Source organism: Enterococcus raffinosus (assembly GCF_001886185.1).
In the GTDB taxonomy this organism is placed as follows: Bacteria; Bacillota; Bacilli; order Lactobacillales; family Enterococcaceae; genus Enterococcus_A; species Enterococcus_A raffinosus.
The window spans coordinates 40672-57387 of record NZ_JXLA01000007.1 but is presented as its reverse complement, the minus strand read 5'-3'; the positions used below and the strand labels follow the sequence as shown (position 1 = coordinate 57387).

17 protein-coding genes and 1 riboswitch are annotated in these 16716 nt (G+C 42.9%); of the genes, 16 read left to right on the top strand and 1 reads right to left on the bottom strand.

Features of this window, described 5'->3' with window-relative positions:
- Positions 1-41 precede the first annotated feature (41 nt).
- From RV13_RS05225 to RV13_RS05160, 14 genes are all read left to right on the top strand, one after another.
- Complete coding sequence (locus tag RV13_RS05225) at positions 42-1160, top strand: DUF4352 domain-containing protein (RefSeq protein WP_010745286.1); 1119 nt, start codon at positions 42-44, stop codon at positions 1158-1160.
- Complete coding sequence (locus RV13_RS05220) at positions 1153-2229, top strand: zinc ribbon domain-containing protein (RefSeq protein WP_010745287.1); 1077 nt, start codon at positions 1153-1155, stop codon at positions 2227-2229. Before RV13_RS05225 ends, RV13_RS05220 begins: the two co-directional genes overlap by 8 nt.
- A 132-nt stretch (positions 2230-2361) precedes the next feature.
- Positions 2362-3156 carry a TIGR00282 family metallophosphoesterase gene (locus RV13_RS05215; RefSeq protein ID WP_010745288.1) on the top strand — a complete coding sequence of 265 codons (795 nt, stop codon included), beginning with the start codon at positions 2362-2364 and terminating at the stop codon, positions 3154-3156.
- Between the two features lie 15 nt (positions 3157-3171).
- Positions 3172-3558 (top strand): YlbF family regulator, encoded by a 387-nt coding sequence (locus RV13_RS05210; RefSeq protein WP_010745289.1) that lies wholly within the window; start codon positions 3172-3174, stop codon positions 3556-3558.
- A complete protein-coding gene (gene mutS / locus RV13_RS05205; protein ID WP_010745290.1) occupies positions 3558-6113 on the top strand; it encodes a DNA mismatch repair protein MutS in 2556 nt (851 codons plus the stop codon). Before RV13_RS05210 ends, mutS begins: the two co-directional genes overlap by 1 nt.
- Positions 6114-6134: 21 nt before the next feature.
- Entirely contained in the window at positions 6135-8135 is a 2001-nt protein-coding gene (gene mutL / locus RV13_RS05200; protein WP_010745291.1) for a DNA mismatch repair endonuclease MutL, read from the top strand.
- 15 nt (positions 8136-8150) lie between these two features.
- Positions 8151-8708 (top strand): Maf family protein, encoded by a 558-nt coding sequence (locus tag RV13_RS05195; RefSeq protein WP_010745292.1) that lies wholly within the window; start codon positions 8151-8153, stop codon positions 8706-8708.
- Between the two features lie 155 nt (positions 8709-8863).
- Entirely contained in the window at positions 8864-9292 is a 429-nt protein-coding gene (msrB, locus tag RV13_RS05190) for a peptide-methionine (R)-S-oxide reductase MsrB (protein ID WP_010745293.1), read from the top strand.
- Positions 9293-9607: 315 nt separating this feature from the next.
- Complete coding sequence (locus tag RV13_RS05185) at positions 9608-10036, top strand: CidA/LrgA family protein (RefSeq protein WP_010745294.1); 429 nt, start codon at positions 9608-9610, stop codon at positions 10034-10036.
- On the top strand, positions 10017-10715 hold the full coding sequence (locus RV13_RS05180; RefSeq protein WP_371085610.1) for an LrgB family protein: 699 nt from the start codon (positions 10017-10019) through the stop codon (positions 10713-10715). The genes RV13_RS05185 and RV13_RS05180 overlap by 20 nt, the downstream gene beginning before the upstream one ends.
- 51 nt (positions 10716-10766) lie before the next feature.
- Positions 10767-12224: a helix-turn-helix domain-containing protein gene (locus RV13_RS05175; RefSeq protein WP_010745296.1), complete on the top strand. Its 1458-nt coding sequence runs from the start codon at positions 10767-10769 to the stop codon at positions 12222-12224.
- 176 nt (positions 12225-12400) lie between these two features.
- Positions 12401-12994 (top strand): Holliday junction branch migration protein RuvA, encoded by a 594-nt coding sequence (gene ruvA / locus RV13_RS05170; RefSeq protein ID WP_010745297.1) that lies wholly within the window; start codon positions 12401-12403, stop codon positions 12992-12994.
- 13 nt (positions 12995-13007) lie between these two features.
- Positions 13008-14009 (top strand): Holliday junction branch migration DNA helicase RuvB, encoded by a 1002-nt coding sequence (gene ruvB, locus RV13_RS05165; protein ID WP_010745298.1) that lies wholly within the window; start codon positions 13008-13010, stop codon positions 14007-14009.
- 11 nt (positions 14010-14020) lie between these two features.
- Positions 14021-14596: a TetR/AcrR family transcriptional regulator gene (locus RV13_RS05160; protein WP_010745299.1), complete on the top strand. Its 576-nt coding sequence runs from the start codon at positions 14021-14023 to the stop codon at positions 14594-14596.
- Positions 14597-14598: 2 nt separating this feature from the next.
- Here the strand turns inward: RV13_RS05160 and RV13_RS05155 are convergent, their stop codons facing one another.
- Positions 14599-15567: a 2-hydroxyacid dehydrogenase family protein gene (locus tag RV13_RS05155; protein WP_010745300.1), complete on the bottom strand. Its 969-nt coding sequence runs from the start codon at positions 15565-15567 to the stop codon at positions 14599-14601.
- Between the two features lie 53 nt (positions 15568-15620).
- On the opposite strand from RV13_RS05155, the gene RV13_RS05150 reads away from it, so the two are divergent.
- Positions 15621-16079, top strand: a complete 459-nt coding sequence (locus RV13_RS05150; protein WP_010745301.1) for a low molecular weight protein-tyrosine-phosphatase — start codon at positions 15621-15623, stop codon at positions 16077-16079.
- A 72-nt stretch (positions 16080-16151) separates the two neighbouring features.
- On the top strand, positions 16152-16514 hold the full coding sequence (locus tag RV13_RS05145; RefSeq protein WP_010745302.1) for a hypothetical protein: 363 nt from the start codon (positions 16152-16154) through the stop codon (positions 16512-16514).
- Positions 16515-16581: 67 nt separating this feature from the next.
- Positions 16582-16680: riboswitch (TPP riboswitch) on the top strand.
- Positions 16681-16716: the final 36 nt, after the last annotated feature.

Here is a 16716-nt window from a genome sequence, read left to right as displayed (position 1 = left end):
TTTTATGTGCTTATTAAATAGGGTATTTAGGAGGAGTACGCATGAAAAAGTTTAGGGTTTTTAGCGGATTGGTTTTACTGAGCAGCTTGTTACTAACATTGACTGCTTGTTCAGGCGGCGGTGAGTCGAAAAAAGAAGATAAAAAGGAAAATACAGCACAATCTTCTAAGGTTGAATTGAGTGTCGAAGGCGGTAGTTACATCATCCCTGATGGGGAAAAGGTTGATGATGAAACGGGCTTTTTGGCATTGGATATCAAAGTCAAAAACAAATCTAAGGACAAATTAGATGTTTCCTCTACTGATTTTGCTTTGTATGATGAAGATGGGAAAAAAGTTTCTTCGGAGCATGTTTATGACTCGAATGATAACTTTAAAGTAATGAGTAGTGAAAGTCTGTCTGAAGATAAGAGTTTTACGGAGCCGCTAGTTTTTGAAGTGAAAAAAGATGCGGAATATGAGCTGCACTATAAACCAATGTATTATTCAGATGAAGACAAAGATGAGGGTGTTGAGCTGAAGCTGAACACAAAGAAATACAATGATGATACAAAAGCTGTTCAGGCCTTGACAGGGCAGTATATCACAAAAGTCTTTTATGGTTCTGATGAAGTGAAAGAGGAAGAGAAGAAAGCTGCTGGAAAACTTGAATTGGCTAACGATGTGGACGCGGAAAGAAAAACCTTCAAAGAAGAGAGCATCAATAGTTTGAAGGACGAATTCTCTGACTACGAGCCATCAACAGCGGAACTGGACAAAGTCATTACACAGATCCAGCAGACAAATGCGGAAAAAGGCAAAGTGACCTATAGCTTTAAGGAATTCTTCCCTGAATCCGCGGTGATTTACGTTCGTCCGGAAATGGTATTTTTAGATGATGTTGATACAGAATCTATTACGGATAAATTCGTAGAGGAAAATGAGGGGAAATATACAGACTATACTAGTGTTCGTCGCGATGCTGAAAAATATTTGCTGCAGGAATTGCCAGCGAAAATCAATGAAGCACCGATTAATACTGATGACAATATGAACGGTGAAGGCTACCAAGTGAAGCTTGAGAAAAAAGACGGCAAGTGGGAAATCAACTCAGCGAATGAAAGCCGGAATTACTATTTTAAATCAATGAAAGCGGCCTTTAGAGGCGGGCTTGATGAATAGAAAGACTGGAACGCTGGCAGTTATTGCCATAATAGCCATAACTGTTTTTGGTTTCATCAGCTACTCCAGTTATAGAAACAGTGAAGAGGCAACGGTGGAGCGCCTTGCAACGGCACTTATTGAAAAGGATACTGAGACAGTAAAACAATACATGCCCAGCTATTCCAACAAAAAAAAGATTTCAAAAAATGCACGAACCGTCTTTTATCAGCAGGTAAAGAAGATGAAAAAAGAACAGGTTGTGAAGCTGCTGAAAAAGGAAGGGCATTTCACGATTGAAGAAGGCTCTTCCTTTAGAAAGCCGGCTCAGATCTATCCAACGGCTCGTTTTCTTGTCATTGAATTGCCTAAGGGCACAGAGCTTAGAGCCTCCATTCAAGGCCAAGAAGTCTCCGGTGACTATGTGGAAGACTGGAATAAATATACCTTCGGCCCTTTCTTGCCAGGCGAATACGATGTAGTCTATGAAATGGCACATCCAAAATTTGGTGCAAAAGAAGCCAAGGAAACAGTCGACCTGAATTCAGAGGATCAGCGGTTGACGGTTAAAGAAAATAGCTTGTATGAAGGGAATCAAGCCTTTCAAAAACATTTGCTAGCCTCAGCGGTCAACTATTTTGATTCCTTTAATCAAGGGATTCGTGACGGTCTGAACGTCTCACAACTGATAGCCTCCAAGGAGCATAAGGAAGAGATGAAGACGGGCTTTGATCAATTGAAGCCCTACTTAAAGAGCTTCGATCAGCAGTTTCAGAACATTAAGATTGATTGTGATTCGATCTCGGTAAACAACGGCCAAACGAAGGTTCAATTGGACTTGTACATTGATCTTAAACGTTCGATGCAATTGGTGGAGGAAGTCGGAATCGATGAAGCGCTGTTTTCAGATAGACAAAATGCGATTGCCAGCCTTGTTTATGAGGAAGAACAGAAAAAATGGCTGATCGATGAACTGGATTTTAACACCTACCAGCAAGACCCTGAGAAATGGGAGCATGTGAAAAGTTATCACTCGGAAAATGAACAAAATGCGCATTGGGATAAGGATGGCGCCGCCGAGGTTGTTTAAAAAGTAGAAACTGCGGGTGAACGACTGCCTGCAGTTTTTTAATTGCCTTCAGCAAGTTGAATGGAATCTTTTATTTTCAAGCAAAAACAACTATAATAAGACAAGATGCTTAACTAGAGAAGGGGAAAAAAAGTGCGCTTATTATTCATTGGGGATGTTGTTGGTTCGTTAGGTCGGCAAATGCTGAGCGATTATTTACCGCGATTGAAGAAGAAATACCATCCACAGTTGACGATCGTCAATGGCGAGAACGCGGCAGCTGGTCGTGGAATTACGGAAAAAATCTATAAGAAATTTTTGCAAGATGGTGTTGATGTTGTAACGATGGGGAACCATACGTGGGACAACAAAGCGATTTTTGAATTTATAACTGACGCGAAGAAAATGATCCGACCTGCGAACTTTCCAGAAGGTGCACCAGGGAAGGGCCATCTATATGTGAAGGTGAACGACCTAGAGCTTGCGATCATCAACCTGCAGGGACGTTCATTCATGACAGATCTAGACGATCCTTTTCGTATCGCGGATCAGTTGATCACTGAAGCACAGAAGCGTACGCCTTACATTTTTGTGGATTTCCATGGAGAAACAACGAGTGAAAAACAGGCGATGGGCTGGTTCGCAGATGGCCGTGTTTCGGCAGTCGTGGGCACCCATACCCATGTTCAAACCAATGATGCACGAATTTTACCTAAGGGAACAGCTTATCTGACAGATGTTGGAATGACTGGACCTTACGATGGTATTTTAGGAATGAAGAAAGAACCGATCATTGAAAAATTTTTAACCGCACTGCCGCATCGTTTTGAAGTGATCGAAGAAGGTCGAACAGTGTTATCGGCTTGCGTGATCGACATTGATAAGAACGGTCACGGACAAAAGATTGAAACAGTTTTAATCAACGAGGATCGTCCATTTAGAGAATAGAAGCAGAGGGATAAAATGAATCTAGCAAATGAAGCCGCCGTTGAAGCGGCTTTATCTCATTTAACCGCATTATTAGGGGAAAATGAAATAATTATCCGTTTTCAACAGCTGAAAAAACGAGTAGAAGAAAACGACACACTTCAGGAATTAGAAGAAGGCATCAAAGCTGCACAAAAAGATGCGGTACAGTTTGCCCACTACGGCAAACCCGAAGCAGAACGAGAAGCATTGAAGGAAGCGGATCGTCTGACTAAAGAATTCGATCAGCATCCATTAGTCATCGCATACCGCGAACAGCTATTTGAAGCAAACGACCTGCTGCAGCACTTGACCAATATGATCCAAAAAGAGGTCAATGCCGCGATAGAAGCAGATGAAGCAACAGAGGAGGGAGCGCAATAATGCCTCAAAAAACGAAAAATACGCCGATGATGGAACAATATTTGGCGATCAAGGAACAATATAAAGACGCATTTTTATTTTACCGTTTGGGAGATTTTTACGAGCTCTTTAATGAGGATGCGATCAAGGTTTCACAGCTATTGGAGCTTACACTAACCAGCCGAAATCGGAATGCGGAGGATCCGATTCCTATGTGCGGAGTCCCCCACCATTCAGCTCAAGGGTACATTGATACCTTGGTTGAACAAGGCTATAAAGTAGCCATTTGTGAGCAAATGGAGGATCCCAAACAAGCCAAAGGGATGGTCAAAAGAGAAGTCGTCCAGTTGATCACACCTGGAACGTTGATGGAAGGCAAGGGCATCGAAGCCAAAGCCAATAACTTTTTGACCGCAGTCACACAAGTTAAAGATAAATTTGGGTTTGCTTATGTCGATCTTTCGACAGGGGAGTTAAAAACTGCATTGTTACACGATGAAGAAGCGGTAATGAATGAAGCGACAGCTCTGCAAACGAAAGAGATTGTTTTAGGCAGCGAGATTCCAGAAGCGTTGCAGAAAAATTTGGCGGAACGCCTAGGCCTCGTCTTTTCACAGCAGGAAACGATCGAAGACAATGCTGAATTCAGCTTTTTAACCGCGGACATCACCGATGAGCTAGAAAAAGAAGCGACCGGCAAGCTGTTGACGTATCTATCTGTCACACAAAAACGCAGCTTAGGACATATTCAAAAAGCTGAGGAATATCAGCCGGAGCATTTTTTGAAGCTGGATTATTTCTCTAAAACCAACTTGGAATTGACTCGTTCGATCCGAACAGGGAAAAAACAAGGGACCTTACTGTGGCTCTTAGATGAAACGAAGACCGCGATGGGCGGACGTTTACTGAAGCAATGGATTGATCGTCCATTGATTCAAAAACGCCAGATCAATGCTCGTCAAGCGATGGTTTCTTCTTTATTGAACGCGTATTTTGAACGGATGGATCTGAATGAAGCACTGACGAAAGTGTATGATTTGGAGCGCTTAGCTGGTCGGGTTGCTTTTGGGAGCGTCAATGGACGTGATTTGATTCAATTGAAGACCTCGTTGATGCAGGTGCCACAGATTCGCCAATTGCTGACTGGGATCAATCAGGGAGAATGGAACGATCTGCTGGTTGATATGGAGCCTATGGATGATCTGGTCAATTTGATTGAAAAAGCGATCACCGATGATGCACCGCTGCAAATCACTGAAGGAAATGTCATCAAAGACGGGTACAACGAACAACTGGATCAATATCGGGAAGCCATGAAAAACGGCAAAACCTGGCTGGCAGAATTGGAAGCCCGCGAGCGTGAAGCAACAGGGATCAAGACCTTAAAAGTTGGCTATAACCGTGTGTTTGGCTACTATATCGAGATTACGAAGTCTAACTTGGCCAATCTAGAAGAAGGCAAATACGAGCGGAAACAAACTTTAGCGAATGCGGAACGCTTTATCACGCCAGAATTGAAGAAGCTAGAAACCTTGATTTTGGAAGCCGAAGAAAAATCGGTTGCGCTAGAATACAACCTTTTCCTAGAAGTACGAAATGAAGTCAAACAGGCGATTACACGTTTGCAAAAACTCGCGAAAAGCTTGAGTGCAACTGATGTGCTGCAAAGCTTTGCAACAGTCAGCGAGCGTTATCAATACGTGCAGCCGACAATGGAAGTCGGTACCCATAATTTGCAGATCAACGAAGGTCGTCATCCAGTTGTGGAGAAGGTCTTGGGGCATCAAGAATACATCCCAAACAGCGTCCACATGAATCCAGATGAATTGCTGCTATTGATTACTGGACCGAATATGTCTGGGAAAAGTACCTACATGCGACAATTAGCGTTGACAGTGATCATGGCGCAAATGGGCTGTTTTGTCCCTGCGGAAAGTGCGGAGCTGCCGATTTTCGATCAGATCTTTACCAGAATCGGAGCTAGTGATGATTTGATTGCGGGACAATCCACTTTCATGGTGGAAATGATGGAGGCGAATCAAGCGTTGCGTCATGCGACACCAAACAGTTTGATTCTGTTTGACGAATTGGGTCGTGGAACAGCAACTTACGACGGAATGGCCTTAGCACAGGCAATCATTGAATACATCCACAAAAATGTTAAGGCCAAGACGCTATTTTCAACCCACTATCATGAATTGACAGTCTTAGAAGAAACTTTGCCGCAGCTAAAAAATGTGCACGTGGGTGCTGTAGAGCAGAACGGCGAAGTTGTCTTCCTGCACAAATTAATGGATGGTCCCGCTGATAAAAGCTACGGGATTCACGTAGCCAAAATCGCTGGTATGCCTACCGACTTGCTTTCCCGTGCGGCAACGATTTTATCCGCTTTGGAAGCCGATACGCCGATACAGAAAAATATGGAAGTCGTTGAAGAAACGGAGCAACTCTCTTTGTTCAACGAAGTATCCACTGCTGAATTAGGAGTTGTGGATAGTATCAAGAAAGCCAATTTACTTGAAATGAATCCAATGGAGGCATTAAACTTCCTATACGAATTACAAAAACGGATTTAACACGAAGAAAGGACGGATACGATGGGGAAAATCCAAGAATTATCCGAACGCTTAGCCAATCAGATCGCGGCCGGAGAGGTTGTCGAACGTCCAGCCTCGGTCGTTAAGGAATTAGTCGAAAATGCTATTGATGCGAAGGCGACCCAAATCGATATTCTAATCGAAGAAGCCGGACTGAAAAAAATTCAGATCGTGGATAATGGTGAAGGCATCAGTCAAGACGATGTGGAAAATGCGTTTAAACGACACGCCACCAGCAAAATCCATAATCGGGATGACCTGTTCCGCATTCGAACATTGGGGTTCCGTGGAGAAGCCCTGCCCTCAATTGCCTCTGTTTCTGAAATGACCTTGGAGACAGCGACTGCTGATGAGACACAAGGGTCTTATCTGTTCTTGAAGGGTGGCAAAATTGAAGAGCAGCGTCCTACTTCATTACGAACGGGGACAAAGATCACCGTAGAAAACCTGTTTTTCAATACGCCGGCTCGGTTAAAATATGTTAAGACACTTCAAACCGAGCTTTCGAATATTGGTGACATTGTGAATCGGATGGCACTGAGTCATCCTCAGATTGCCTTTCGACTCGTTCATGATGGACACAAGATGTTAAGCACCAGCGGCAGTGGCGACTTGAAGCAAACGCTCGCTGGTATCTACGGGGTAGCGACAGCGAAGAAGATGCTAAAGGTCGAGGCGAAGGACTTAGATTTTACCCTCAATGGGTACGTCTCGCTGCCAGAGGTAACTCGGGCAAGTCGAAATTACTTATCCGTGATCATCAATGGTCGTTACATCAAGAACTATGCTCTGAATAAAGCGATCATCAACGGCTATCAATCAAAATTAATGGTAGGCCGTTATCCAATTGCGGTGCTGGAGATCACCATGGACCCGCTTTTGGTGGACGTGAATGTTCATCCAACCAAGCAGGAAGTTCGCTTATCGAAAGAAAAAGAACTAATGGACTTGATTAGTCGAGGGATTGCGGAGAGCCTGCGCCAGATTAATTTGATTCCAGATGTGGGTGAAAATCCAAGCTTCAAACGCAAAGTCGAAAAAATCCAAACCGAACAATTGGACCTGCCGCTAGAGGAACAGCCAAAGAAAAAAAGCGACTTGAACTACGATCCGAAGACCGGTATTTTCTATGTCGAACCTAAACAACCAGAAACAATTGAAACACCGGTACCTTTGAAGGAAGAAGTCGTGGAGAAGACGATGTCCGTGCCTCTGGAAAAAGAGCCAGAGAAGGCAGCAATCGTGGAAGAAACATCTGAACCGCTTGTGGAAGAGCCACCATCAGTTGAAGAAGAAAGCTGCGAAGAAACAGTGAGTGCCGATCATCCGGAGTTTGACTTAAGTACGCAATCCGGTGAAAAGGTGATTGAACAAGCGATTACGAAATTAGAGCAGGAGCAGCCGAAGGAACGTTTTCCGATGCTGGAATATTTTGGACAAATGCATGGAACGTATTTGTTCGCTCAAAGCAAAGACGGCTTGTACATCATCGATCAGCATGCGGCACAGGAGCGAATCAAATATGAGTATTTCCGTGAAAAAATCGGCGATGTTTCAGATGATCTGCAGGAACTGTTAGTTCCCTTTGTATTGGACTATCCCAACAATGACGCCATCAAACTGAAGGAGCAGACGGAACTTTTGCAGGAGGTTGGTATTTACTTAGAGGAGTTTGGCCCGAATAGTTTTATTGTCCGGGCACACCCAACCTGGTATCCCGCGGGACAGGAAGAAAGTATTATCCGAGAGATGATCGATATGCTATTGATTACCGGTTCGGTCAGTGTCAAAAAATTCCGTGAAGCGACTGCGATCATGATGAGTTGCAAGCGATCCATCAAGGCTAATCATCACTTGAATGAAGCCCAGGCACGAGTCTTGCTGACGGATTTGGCTCAATGTGAAAATCCTTTTAATTGTCCTCATGGTCGTCCTGTATTGATCCACTTTAACAATGGTGATATGGAACGGATGTTTAAACGAATTCAAGATCCACACTAGTTAGGAGCGCGAAAAATGACAGTTATATTAGCTTCACAGTCACCTAGGCGTCAAGAATTATTGCGTTGGTTGATTGATGATTTCAGTGTTCAGCCTGCGGACATCGACGAAGAGGTCAAAGATCAATATGCTCCCATCGACTATGTAATGGAAATGGCGCGACAAAAGGCGAAGGTCGTTGCGGATATACACTCAGAAGCATTAGTGATCGCCAGTGATACGGTAGTGGTATTGGGTGAACAGATCTTAGGAAAGCCCAAAAGTCGCGAAGAAGCCTTTGGCATGTTAAACAGTATGAGTGGCGGCAGCCACTTAGTCTATACTTCTGTAGTCATTCGCAAAGGGGACCAAGTGGAAGAAAAATTAACTTCCGCTAAAGTAACGTTTTACCTTTTGACAGAGGAAGAAATCAATCGTTATCTCGATAGCGATGACTACAAGGATAAGGCCGGTGCTTATGGTATCCAAAATGGCGCAGGCGTCTTCGTTGAAAAAATCGAAGGAGATTATTACAGCATCGTCGGTTTTCCAGTTGGCGCGGTCAATCAAATGCTGAAAAATTTTGACTATTAAGAGTTAGCTAACAACACTGAGCCTTTGCTTAGTGTTGTTTTTTTGCCAAGAGCAGAGACTGCGAATTCCTTAAGAGCTGAGCATATTCTTCGTATCTTTTTTTCAGCGGGTGTATGCTCAGCCTATTCAAAGGATTCGTGAAAGAGGGGAAAATAATGGAACAAGAAGAATTGAAAAAGAAGCTCTCGCCAATGGAATATGCAGTAACACAGGAAAATGCCACAGAACGTCCATTTTCTGGCAAATACGATGATTTTTATAAAAAAGGTATTTATGTTGATGTTGTTAGTGGTGAACCTTTATTCTCTTCTAGCGACAAGTATGATGCCGGCTGTGGATGGCCAGCCTTTAGCCGTCCAATCGAAAAACGTGGAGTGGCTGAGAAAGCTGATTTTTCTCACGGCATGCACCGAGTAGAGGTACGCAGCAAAGAAGCGGATTCTCACCTCGGACATGTATTCAATGATGGTCCACAGGATCAAGGCGGCTTACGCTACTGCATTAATTCCGCGGCATTACGCTTTATTCCGTTTGAAGAGATGGACGAAGCCGGCTATAGTCAATACAAAGAGCTCGTAAACTAAGATGTACCCAACCAAGGTACATCTTTTTTGCGAGTTCTGCTTTTCGCAGTTCAATCAGTTCAAAAAGAAATTTCTAAAAAGGTCTCAACCAATGGCTCGAACTGTCTAGCAGAATCGTATGCGAAGTGAAAATAAAGCACCTTTTTCCAAAAGAAAAAGACTTCCTCAAAAAGGAAGTAGCTGCGAGTTCTGTCTTTTGCAATGTTTAGAAAAATGATTTTCAGAAAATGTATAAAATTCTAACAAAACTTGGAGAGGACATATCCTTTTATTCGCTATACTAGAACTATCTTATTTTTAGAAAAGGCGATAGCGATGAAGATGTTTAAAGAGTTAAGTTTGTTATTACTCTATTCCGTGATTGGAGAAGGCGTAAGAATGTTTTTTCATTTACCCGTGCCGGGAAGTATTATCGGGATCTTACTGTTATTCCTTTCTTTCCAGACCAAACTTTTGAAACCAACGGCGATTGAGGATACAGCGAACTTTTTATTGAATCATTTGACGATTTTATTTGTGCCGGCTGGTGTCGGTTTAATGCAATATTATGGGGCGATCAAATATACTTGGCCGATTTTGCTTGGGGCAGTGGTGGTCTGTTCCCTCGTTTCTTTAGTAGCGGTTGGGAAAACAGCGGAATTTGTCGAAAAAATCACTCTAAGAAGCAGTGATGAAAAGACGCGTCTCATTGAAAAAGTTGAAAAAATGCGAGGTGAAGCAGATGATCTCAGCGCTGGCGAATAACCCGCTTTTCGGATTAGCCTTAACCTTGCTGATTTATATCCTGATGGAAAAGCTGTTGAGCAAAGTCAACATTCCTTTTATCAACCCGTTGATCGCAAGTGTTGTTCTCATTATTGTTTTACTAAAGCTAAGTGGGATCAGCTACAAGGCGTACAATATGGGAGGAAACTTATTCACGATGATGATCACACCAGCGACAGTAGCGTTGGCCTTGCCGCTGTATCAAAATTTCGACAAATTGAAGAAATATTTTCTACCAGTAATTTTAGGAACGCTGGTAGGTGTTGTTCTTAATTGCTTATTGAGTGTCGGGATTGGTCGTCTGTTTTCGTTAAAGCAGGGAATAATTGTTTCCTTGCTGCCAAAATCGGTAACGACAGCAATTTCCGTGGATCTTTCCAGTCAGATGGGAGGGATTTCGCCAGTAACATTAGCGATTGTTGTATCTACGGGTATTTTTGGTGCTTTGGTAGGAACAAAGGTCTTCCAGCTTTTCAATATCCAAAGCCCTGTGGCAAAGGGAATTGCTTTAGGCAGTACTTCCCATGCGATCGGGACAGGCCGAGCCATTGAGATTGGCGAATTGGAAGGAATTTTGGCTGGTTTATGCATTTGCGTTAATGGCTTAGTAACGGTGGCGCTGCTGCCGCTGTTGTTTCGTTTGTTTGAAGGTCTTTAGTACCTGCTCCTTGCGCTCTTTTGCTAAAATAGAGTGTGAAGGGGTTTTTTTATGTACATAAATGCGCTGGATTTACAAAATTACGAAAAAGAGATTTATTTTGGTGTCCGTTTACTGGAGCTGTTGAATGATGGAAAAACGCATAAAAAGAACGATCTGGCTGAGACAGTCGGTTTAGACAGCCGCAGCGTTCAACGATTGTTGGAAGAGTTGAGTAAGAACTATCGCCGATTCACTGAAACAGAGTTGCCGCTATTTGAAAGAACAGGCAATCAGTATCGCTTGTTGATTGCGGATCAAACGATGGAACAAAATCAATTTTTAGTAGATTTGATTCGTCATTCCTTGTCCTATCGTATATTACATTTATTGATTGCTGGAAAAGCACGAACGATCAAGGAGCTGAGCGAAAAGCTGTATCGCAGCGAGTCCACCATTCGTCGTAAGGTGAAGAATCTGCGTAAGGAGCTGACACCGCTGGATATAGCCATTGATCGAGGAGAGGTACTTTTTCGCGCACCAGAATCGGTCGTGCGAATGTATTTATCCGTTTATTATTGGCGTTTGTTCCGCGGAAAGGACTGGCCATTTGCACCATTGCAGCATGAATTAGTGAGCACTATCAGCACTGTCATTCAACAATTTTTTCAGGTGTCCTTGAATCCGATCAAAAGGCAGCGGTTGGAATATTTGGTCGCAGCTCATCTGCTGCGAGAGGTGCAAAAGCATTCCTTAGAAAAACATTCGGACAGTCAGAAAGCTTTGAACGATGACGCGCTATTCAAGGAGTTTTATTACCAAATAAAGCCAAGTATGCCTACCTATTTCCAAAATGAAAAAGCCATGGGCAACTTGTTTTTGCATTTACTCACACGGGAGGAATACTATCATGTTCCAGCGATTACGGAAAAGATCCATCAGTTATTATCCAAGGCGCCTTTTTGTGTAATGACCGAGGTTGACGCGATGTATCGTCAATTGGAAAAGAAAATCAATGATTCAGCTACCTGGAAAAATTTTCAGGCACTGCAAGCCGAAAATTATTTGATCAGTGGGCATCTTTACCATCGATTGTTTCCAATGATTCGCTTTAACATCAATGGAAAGGCCTTTTGGACGAATATCACCAAACAGCAGCCGCAGCTTGTCGCCTTTGTAACGGAAATTTTAGCGGACCAAGGCGGCAGTGAATCTATTCTGTTTGGTCGTTATCTTTCTGTCTTGCGTCGTTTGCCGGAATTGACGATCCACCCTGTTGTTCGAATCTTCTTACAGACCGATCTGCCGGAATTTGAAGAAACCATTTTAAAAGAAGACTTGCGGCGGTTTTTGGCCAATGATTTTCAAGTCGTTTTTGCAGAATCATTAGAAAATTGTGATTTATGTTTAACAACCAGTCTGCTTATTGAAGAGGAAATACCGACACTGGCGATTACTCAAGAATTGCGAATGAAGGATTATTTCTCATTACTACAGTTATTGCAAGGATTCGGCGGTAAGAGTTTTTAACCGCCGCTTTTTGTGCTAAAATAATGAGAACATATGTGCAGAAATTCTAGGTTTCCTTCGAACCTTTCAATTATGTTGAAAGGATAGGGGATAAATCAATACTTGATTTTATTAAACAGGAATTACTGTGGATTACAGGTATAGGAAACATTCCTTACTATCAGAAAGGATTAATTATGTACGAATATATTACAGGTCGATTGACCTTCATCAGTCCAAGCTATGTGGTATTGGATGTCAATGGCATCGGCTATCAAATCGCGTTAGGAAATCCTTATCGCTACAGCAGTAAAATGGAGCAGTCTGTGACAATCTATGTGCAGCAGATCATTCGCGAGGATGCACATTTATTATACGGTTTTGAAACCTTGGCGGAAAAAGAACTATTCTTACGTCTGCTTTCTGTTTCGGGGATCGGACCAAAAAGCGGATTAGCAATTATGGCAAATGAAGATCACCAAGGTCTGATTCAGGCTATCGAGGCTGGAGACGTGACTTATCTGACGAAATTCCCGGGAGTCGGCAAGAAGACGGCTCAGCAAATGGTCTTGGATCTAAAAGGCAAGCTGGCTGAGTTGGTGGATGATCCGATGTCCTTGTTCTATGAGGGCAATGATGATACTGCGCTGGCTGAAGCGATGGAAGCTCTGCAAGCCTTGGGCTACAGTCCAAAAGAGATCAAGAAAGTAGAAAAAGTACTGGAAAAAGAAACGCTGCAAAACACCGACGATTATTTGCGGGCAGCTTTGAAATTAATGATGAAGAAATAGGAGGACGACCTAGATGGATGAAGAACGTTTGCTTTCACCGGATGCGGATGAGAGTGATAAAAGTTTAGAAAAATCGTTGCGTCCTCGTTATCTTGCACAATATATCGGTCAGGATAAGGTTAAGCAAGAGCTTACGATCTATATCGAGGCGGCGAAGAATCGTCAGGAAGCGTTAGACCATGTTCTGCTTTACGGACCGCCTGGGTTAGGGAAAACGACGATGGCAATGGTAATCGCGAACGAAATGGATGTGCAGATTCGCTCTACCAGCGGTCCTGCAATTGAACGGCCGGGAGATTTAGTCGCGATTTTGAATGAGTTAGAACCGGGAGATGTACTATTTATCGATGAGATTCATCGATTGCCGCGAGTGGCGGAGGAAACCTTATATTCAGCGATGGAGGATTACTATGTTGATATTATGGTAGGGCAAGGGCCGACTGCTCATCCGGTTCATTTTCCGTTACCGCCATTTACTTTAGTAGGTGCAACGACACGTGCAGGAATGCTTTCTGCGCCATTGCGTGATCGCTTTGGGATCATTTCACATATGGAATATTATGAGGAAACAGATTTACGGGAGATTGTCTTGCGCTCGGCGGATATCTTCCAAACAGAGATTGTGGAAGAAGGAGCGGTTGAGATCGCTCGAAGATCACGGGGGACGCCTCGAATCGCTAACCGTTTGTTAAAACGGATTCGTGATTTTGCTCAAGTGCAATCAGACGGTGTGATCAATCAATCCATTGCGGATCAGGCACTACGTTTATTGCAGGTGGATGAAGCTGGATTAGATTACGTCGATCAGAAGCTTTTAAAAACAATGATCGAACTATATCATGGCGGCCCCATCGGTTTAAGCACTTTGGCAGTAAATATTGGGGAAGAACGTGAAACAGTAGAAGATATGTACGAACCGTATCTGATTCAAAAAGGATTTATCAAACGAACGCCGCGGGGCCGTATGGCAACACCGTTGGCTTATGAACATTTCAATTATCCTTATCAAGCATAGAAGGTGAAAAGATGGCGGAAGGAAAAGCGACCAAAGAAACATTTGTGCAATCACTAGTTGCATTGTGCCAAGAAAAAAAATACGACAAAATAACTGTTCAAGATATCAGTCAGATGGCCAGCTTAAACCGCCAAACATTTTATTATCACTTCAAGGACAAAAATGATCTGCTTCATTATGCATACTATCAACGAGGATTGCAGTATCTAGTTTCTGACGAGTTGGCCTTGACCAATTGGGAAGAATCCGTTCTGAAAATGTTAAAAGAAATGCAGGTTTGTCATCAGTTTTATTTGAATACCGTAACGGCAAATCCGGAAGTACTCACAAAAGAATTTAATGAATTGGCGCAACGCTTGTTCGTTCGTCTATTTGATGAGGTGGACCAAGAGGGAGAACTTTCTCCAACAGATAAAGAGTTTTATGCTCGCTTTTTAGCTCATGGCTGCGGTGGGATTTTGGTCGACTGGTTGCTGGCTGGAGCGGATCAGCCGCCAATCACAATTGCGGCGCAGCTGTTCCGTTTTGCTAAGGACATTGAGTTTTTTGCTTATCGATTATACGAAAAAGACTGGAATGAGCGTTAAGCTCAGTCCAGTCCGTTAACGATATGTTTGACAGGTTCTTGATTTTTGATGGCAATCGCATTTTTCGCGACGATTTCCGCCATTTGGTCTCGAGCTTCCACACTGGCATTGCCGATATGCGGAGTCAAGATGACATTAGAAAGCTCTTTCAAGCCTTCGGTGACCTTAGGCTCGAATTCATAGACGTCTAAAGCGGCGCCTGCAATTTGTTTGTCTTTTAGTGCTTGAAGCAAAGCTTCTTCATCAACTAACGGCCCGCGTGCTGCATTGATTAAAAAGGCACTGTCTTTCATTTGTTTAAAGGTTTCGCTAGTAACGAGATGACGGGTATCCTCTGTTAATGGGGCATGCAGGGTCAAAACGTCTGCTTGTTGAAATACTTCTTCTTGGGATACATAGGCTGCCTGCAATTTTTCCTCTAATTCAGAAGGTGAGGGATGACGTTGATTGTAAAGGATGTTCATCCCAAAAGCGTTCATCATTTGCGCCAATGCTTGACCGATTTGTCCCATACCGATGATTCCTAAAGTTTTGCCTTTCAGTTCATGGCCCAAGAAGAAAAGCGGTGCCCACCCATCAAAACCTTTGTCGTGCATCAAACGATCGCCCTCGACGATTCGACGAGACAAGGCGATGATTAGACCAGCAGTCAATTCTGCCGTTGCGTTGGTAGAGACTACCGGAGTATTTGTTACATAGATGTTCTTTTCTTTTGCATAAGCCGTATCGATGTTATTGTAGCCTGCTCCAAAGTTAGCGATCAGCTTTAAATGCGGGGCAGCATCGATGACTTCACGATCAACTTGAGTGGACAGCGGACAGATCAGTACGTCACAATCAGCGATATTTTCGATCAATTCCTTTTTCGAAATTAACCCGCTGCCTTCATAAACGTGATACTCAAGGGCCGCTTCTTTCAATAATGATGTGCCAAGCTCAGGTAGTTTGGCGGAAAGATAAATTTTACTCATTTCCAATCCCCCATTTCATTTCAATAAATTGACTATAGCACAGGAGGACGAACATGAAAAAGATTCTATTTGTTTGCATGGGAAATATTTGCCGTTCACCAATGGCAGAAGCCATTTTCCGTGATGCCTTTCAAAAAAAGCAAAATCAGCAGTTCCAAGTGGATTCCGCAGCGACCAGTCGTTGGGAAGTCGGCAACCCGCCTCATCGAGGAACTCAGAAAATATTGGCTCAGCATGATATCTCTATTAAGGGAATGCGCGCACGCCAAGTGACGGAACAAGATTTTTATGATGCAGATTACATTATCGGGATGGACCAAGAAAATGTTTATGATCTGGAATCGATGGCACCTGCTGGAACCGAAGAAAAGATTTATTTGTATTTAGATCGCGTTCCGGGACACGATGGGGAGAGCATACCAGACCCTTGGTATACAGGAAATTTTGAAGAAACTTATGATTTAATTCAAAAAGGTTTAAACGAATGGTTAACTTTTTTTGAAAAAGGCTAGATTCCTTGTTTTTTCCCGTGAATTTAAGTAAAATCATACTACACAACCATGCTCTTGATAGGAGGAAGCTGAATGTCTAAAAACGAGAAGCCCAAAAAGAATTTAATCAAGCTGTTTTCGAATTCATCGTATCGTTTCATCTCGGATTTTTTGAATGATTCTGCTGAAAAACGCGCTCAAGAGCAAGCAAATGAGAATATTTTTCTCAAACTGAAGATGGCGGCTCTACAGAATAGTTTAGTAGTCATTCAAGTTCAAGATGAAAAAGATGAAGAAAAATTCCAAACAATTTCAGGCTGGCTGCCAAAAGTAGTAACCAATGAATCAATTGTTATCCGCACACAAGAAAATCAGCTAGTGATGCTGACGATCGATCGAATCAAGAAGGTTACAACTCTATCGCCAAGCGGAGATCAAGAAAGTATTTCGCGTTAAAAGTAATTAATACCTTTACGAGTGGGCGGACATCTGCTATACTCTGGGTGTATCAAAATAGAATAATACTGTCGCAAAGGGGAGCCCTCGGGCTGAGATTGAGGTTACTCTAAACCCTAGTACCTGTTTCGGTTATTCGAGCGTAGGAATTGTGATGAAGTAAAGATATTTACTTCTCCTTTGTGGACTGTATGTTCAAAAG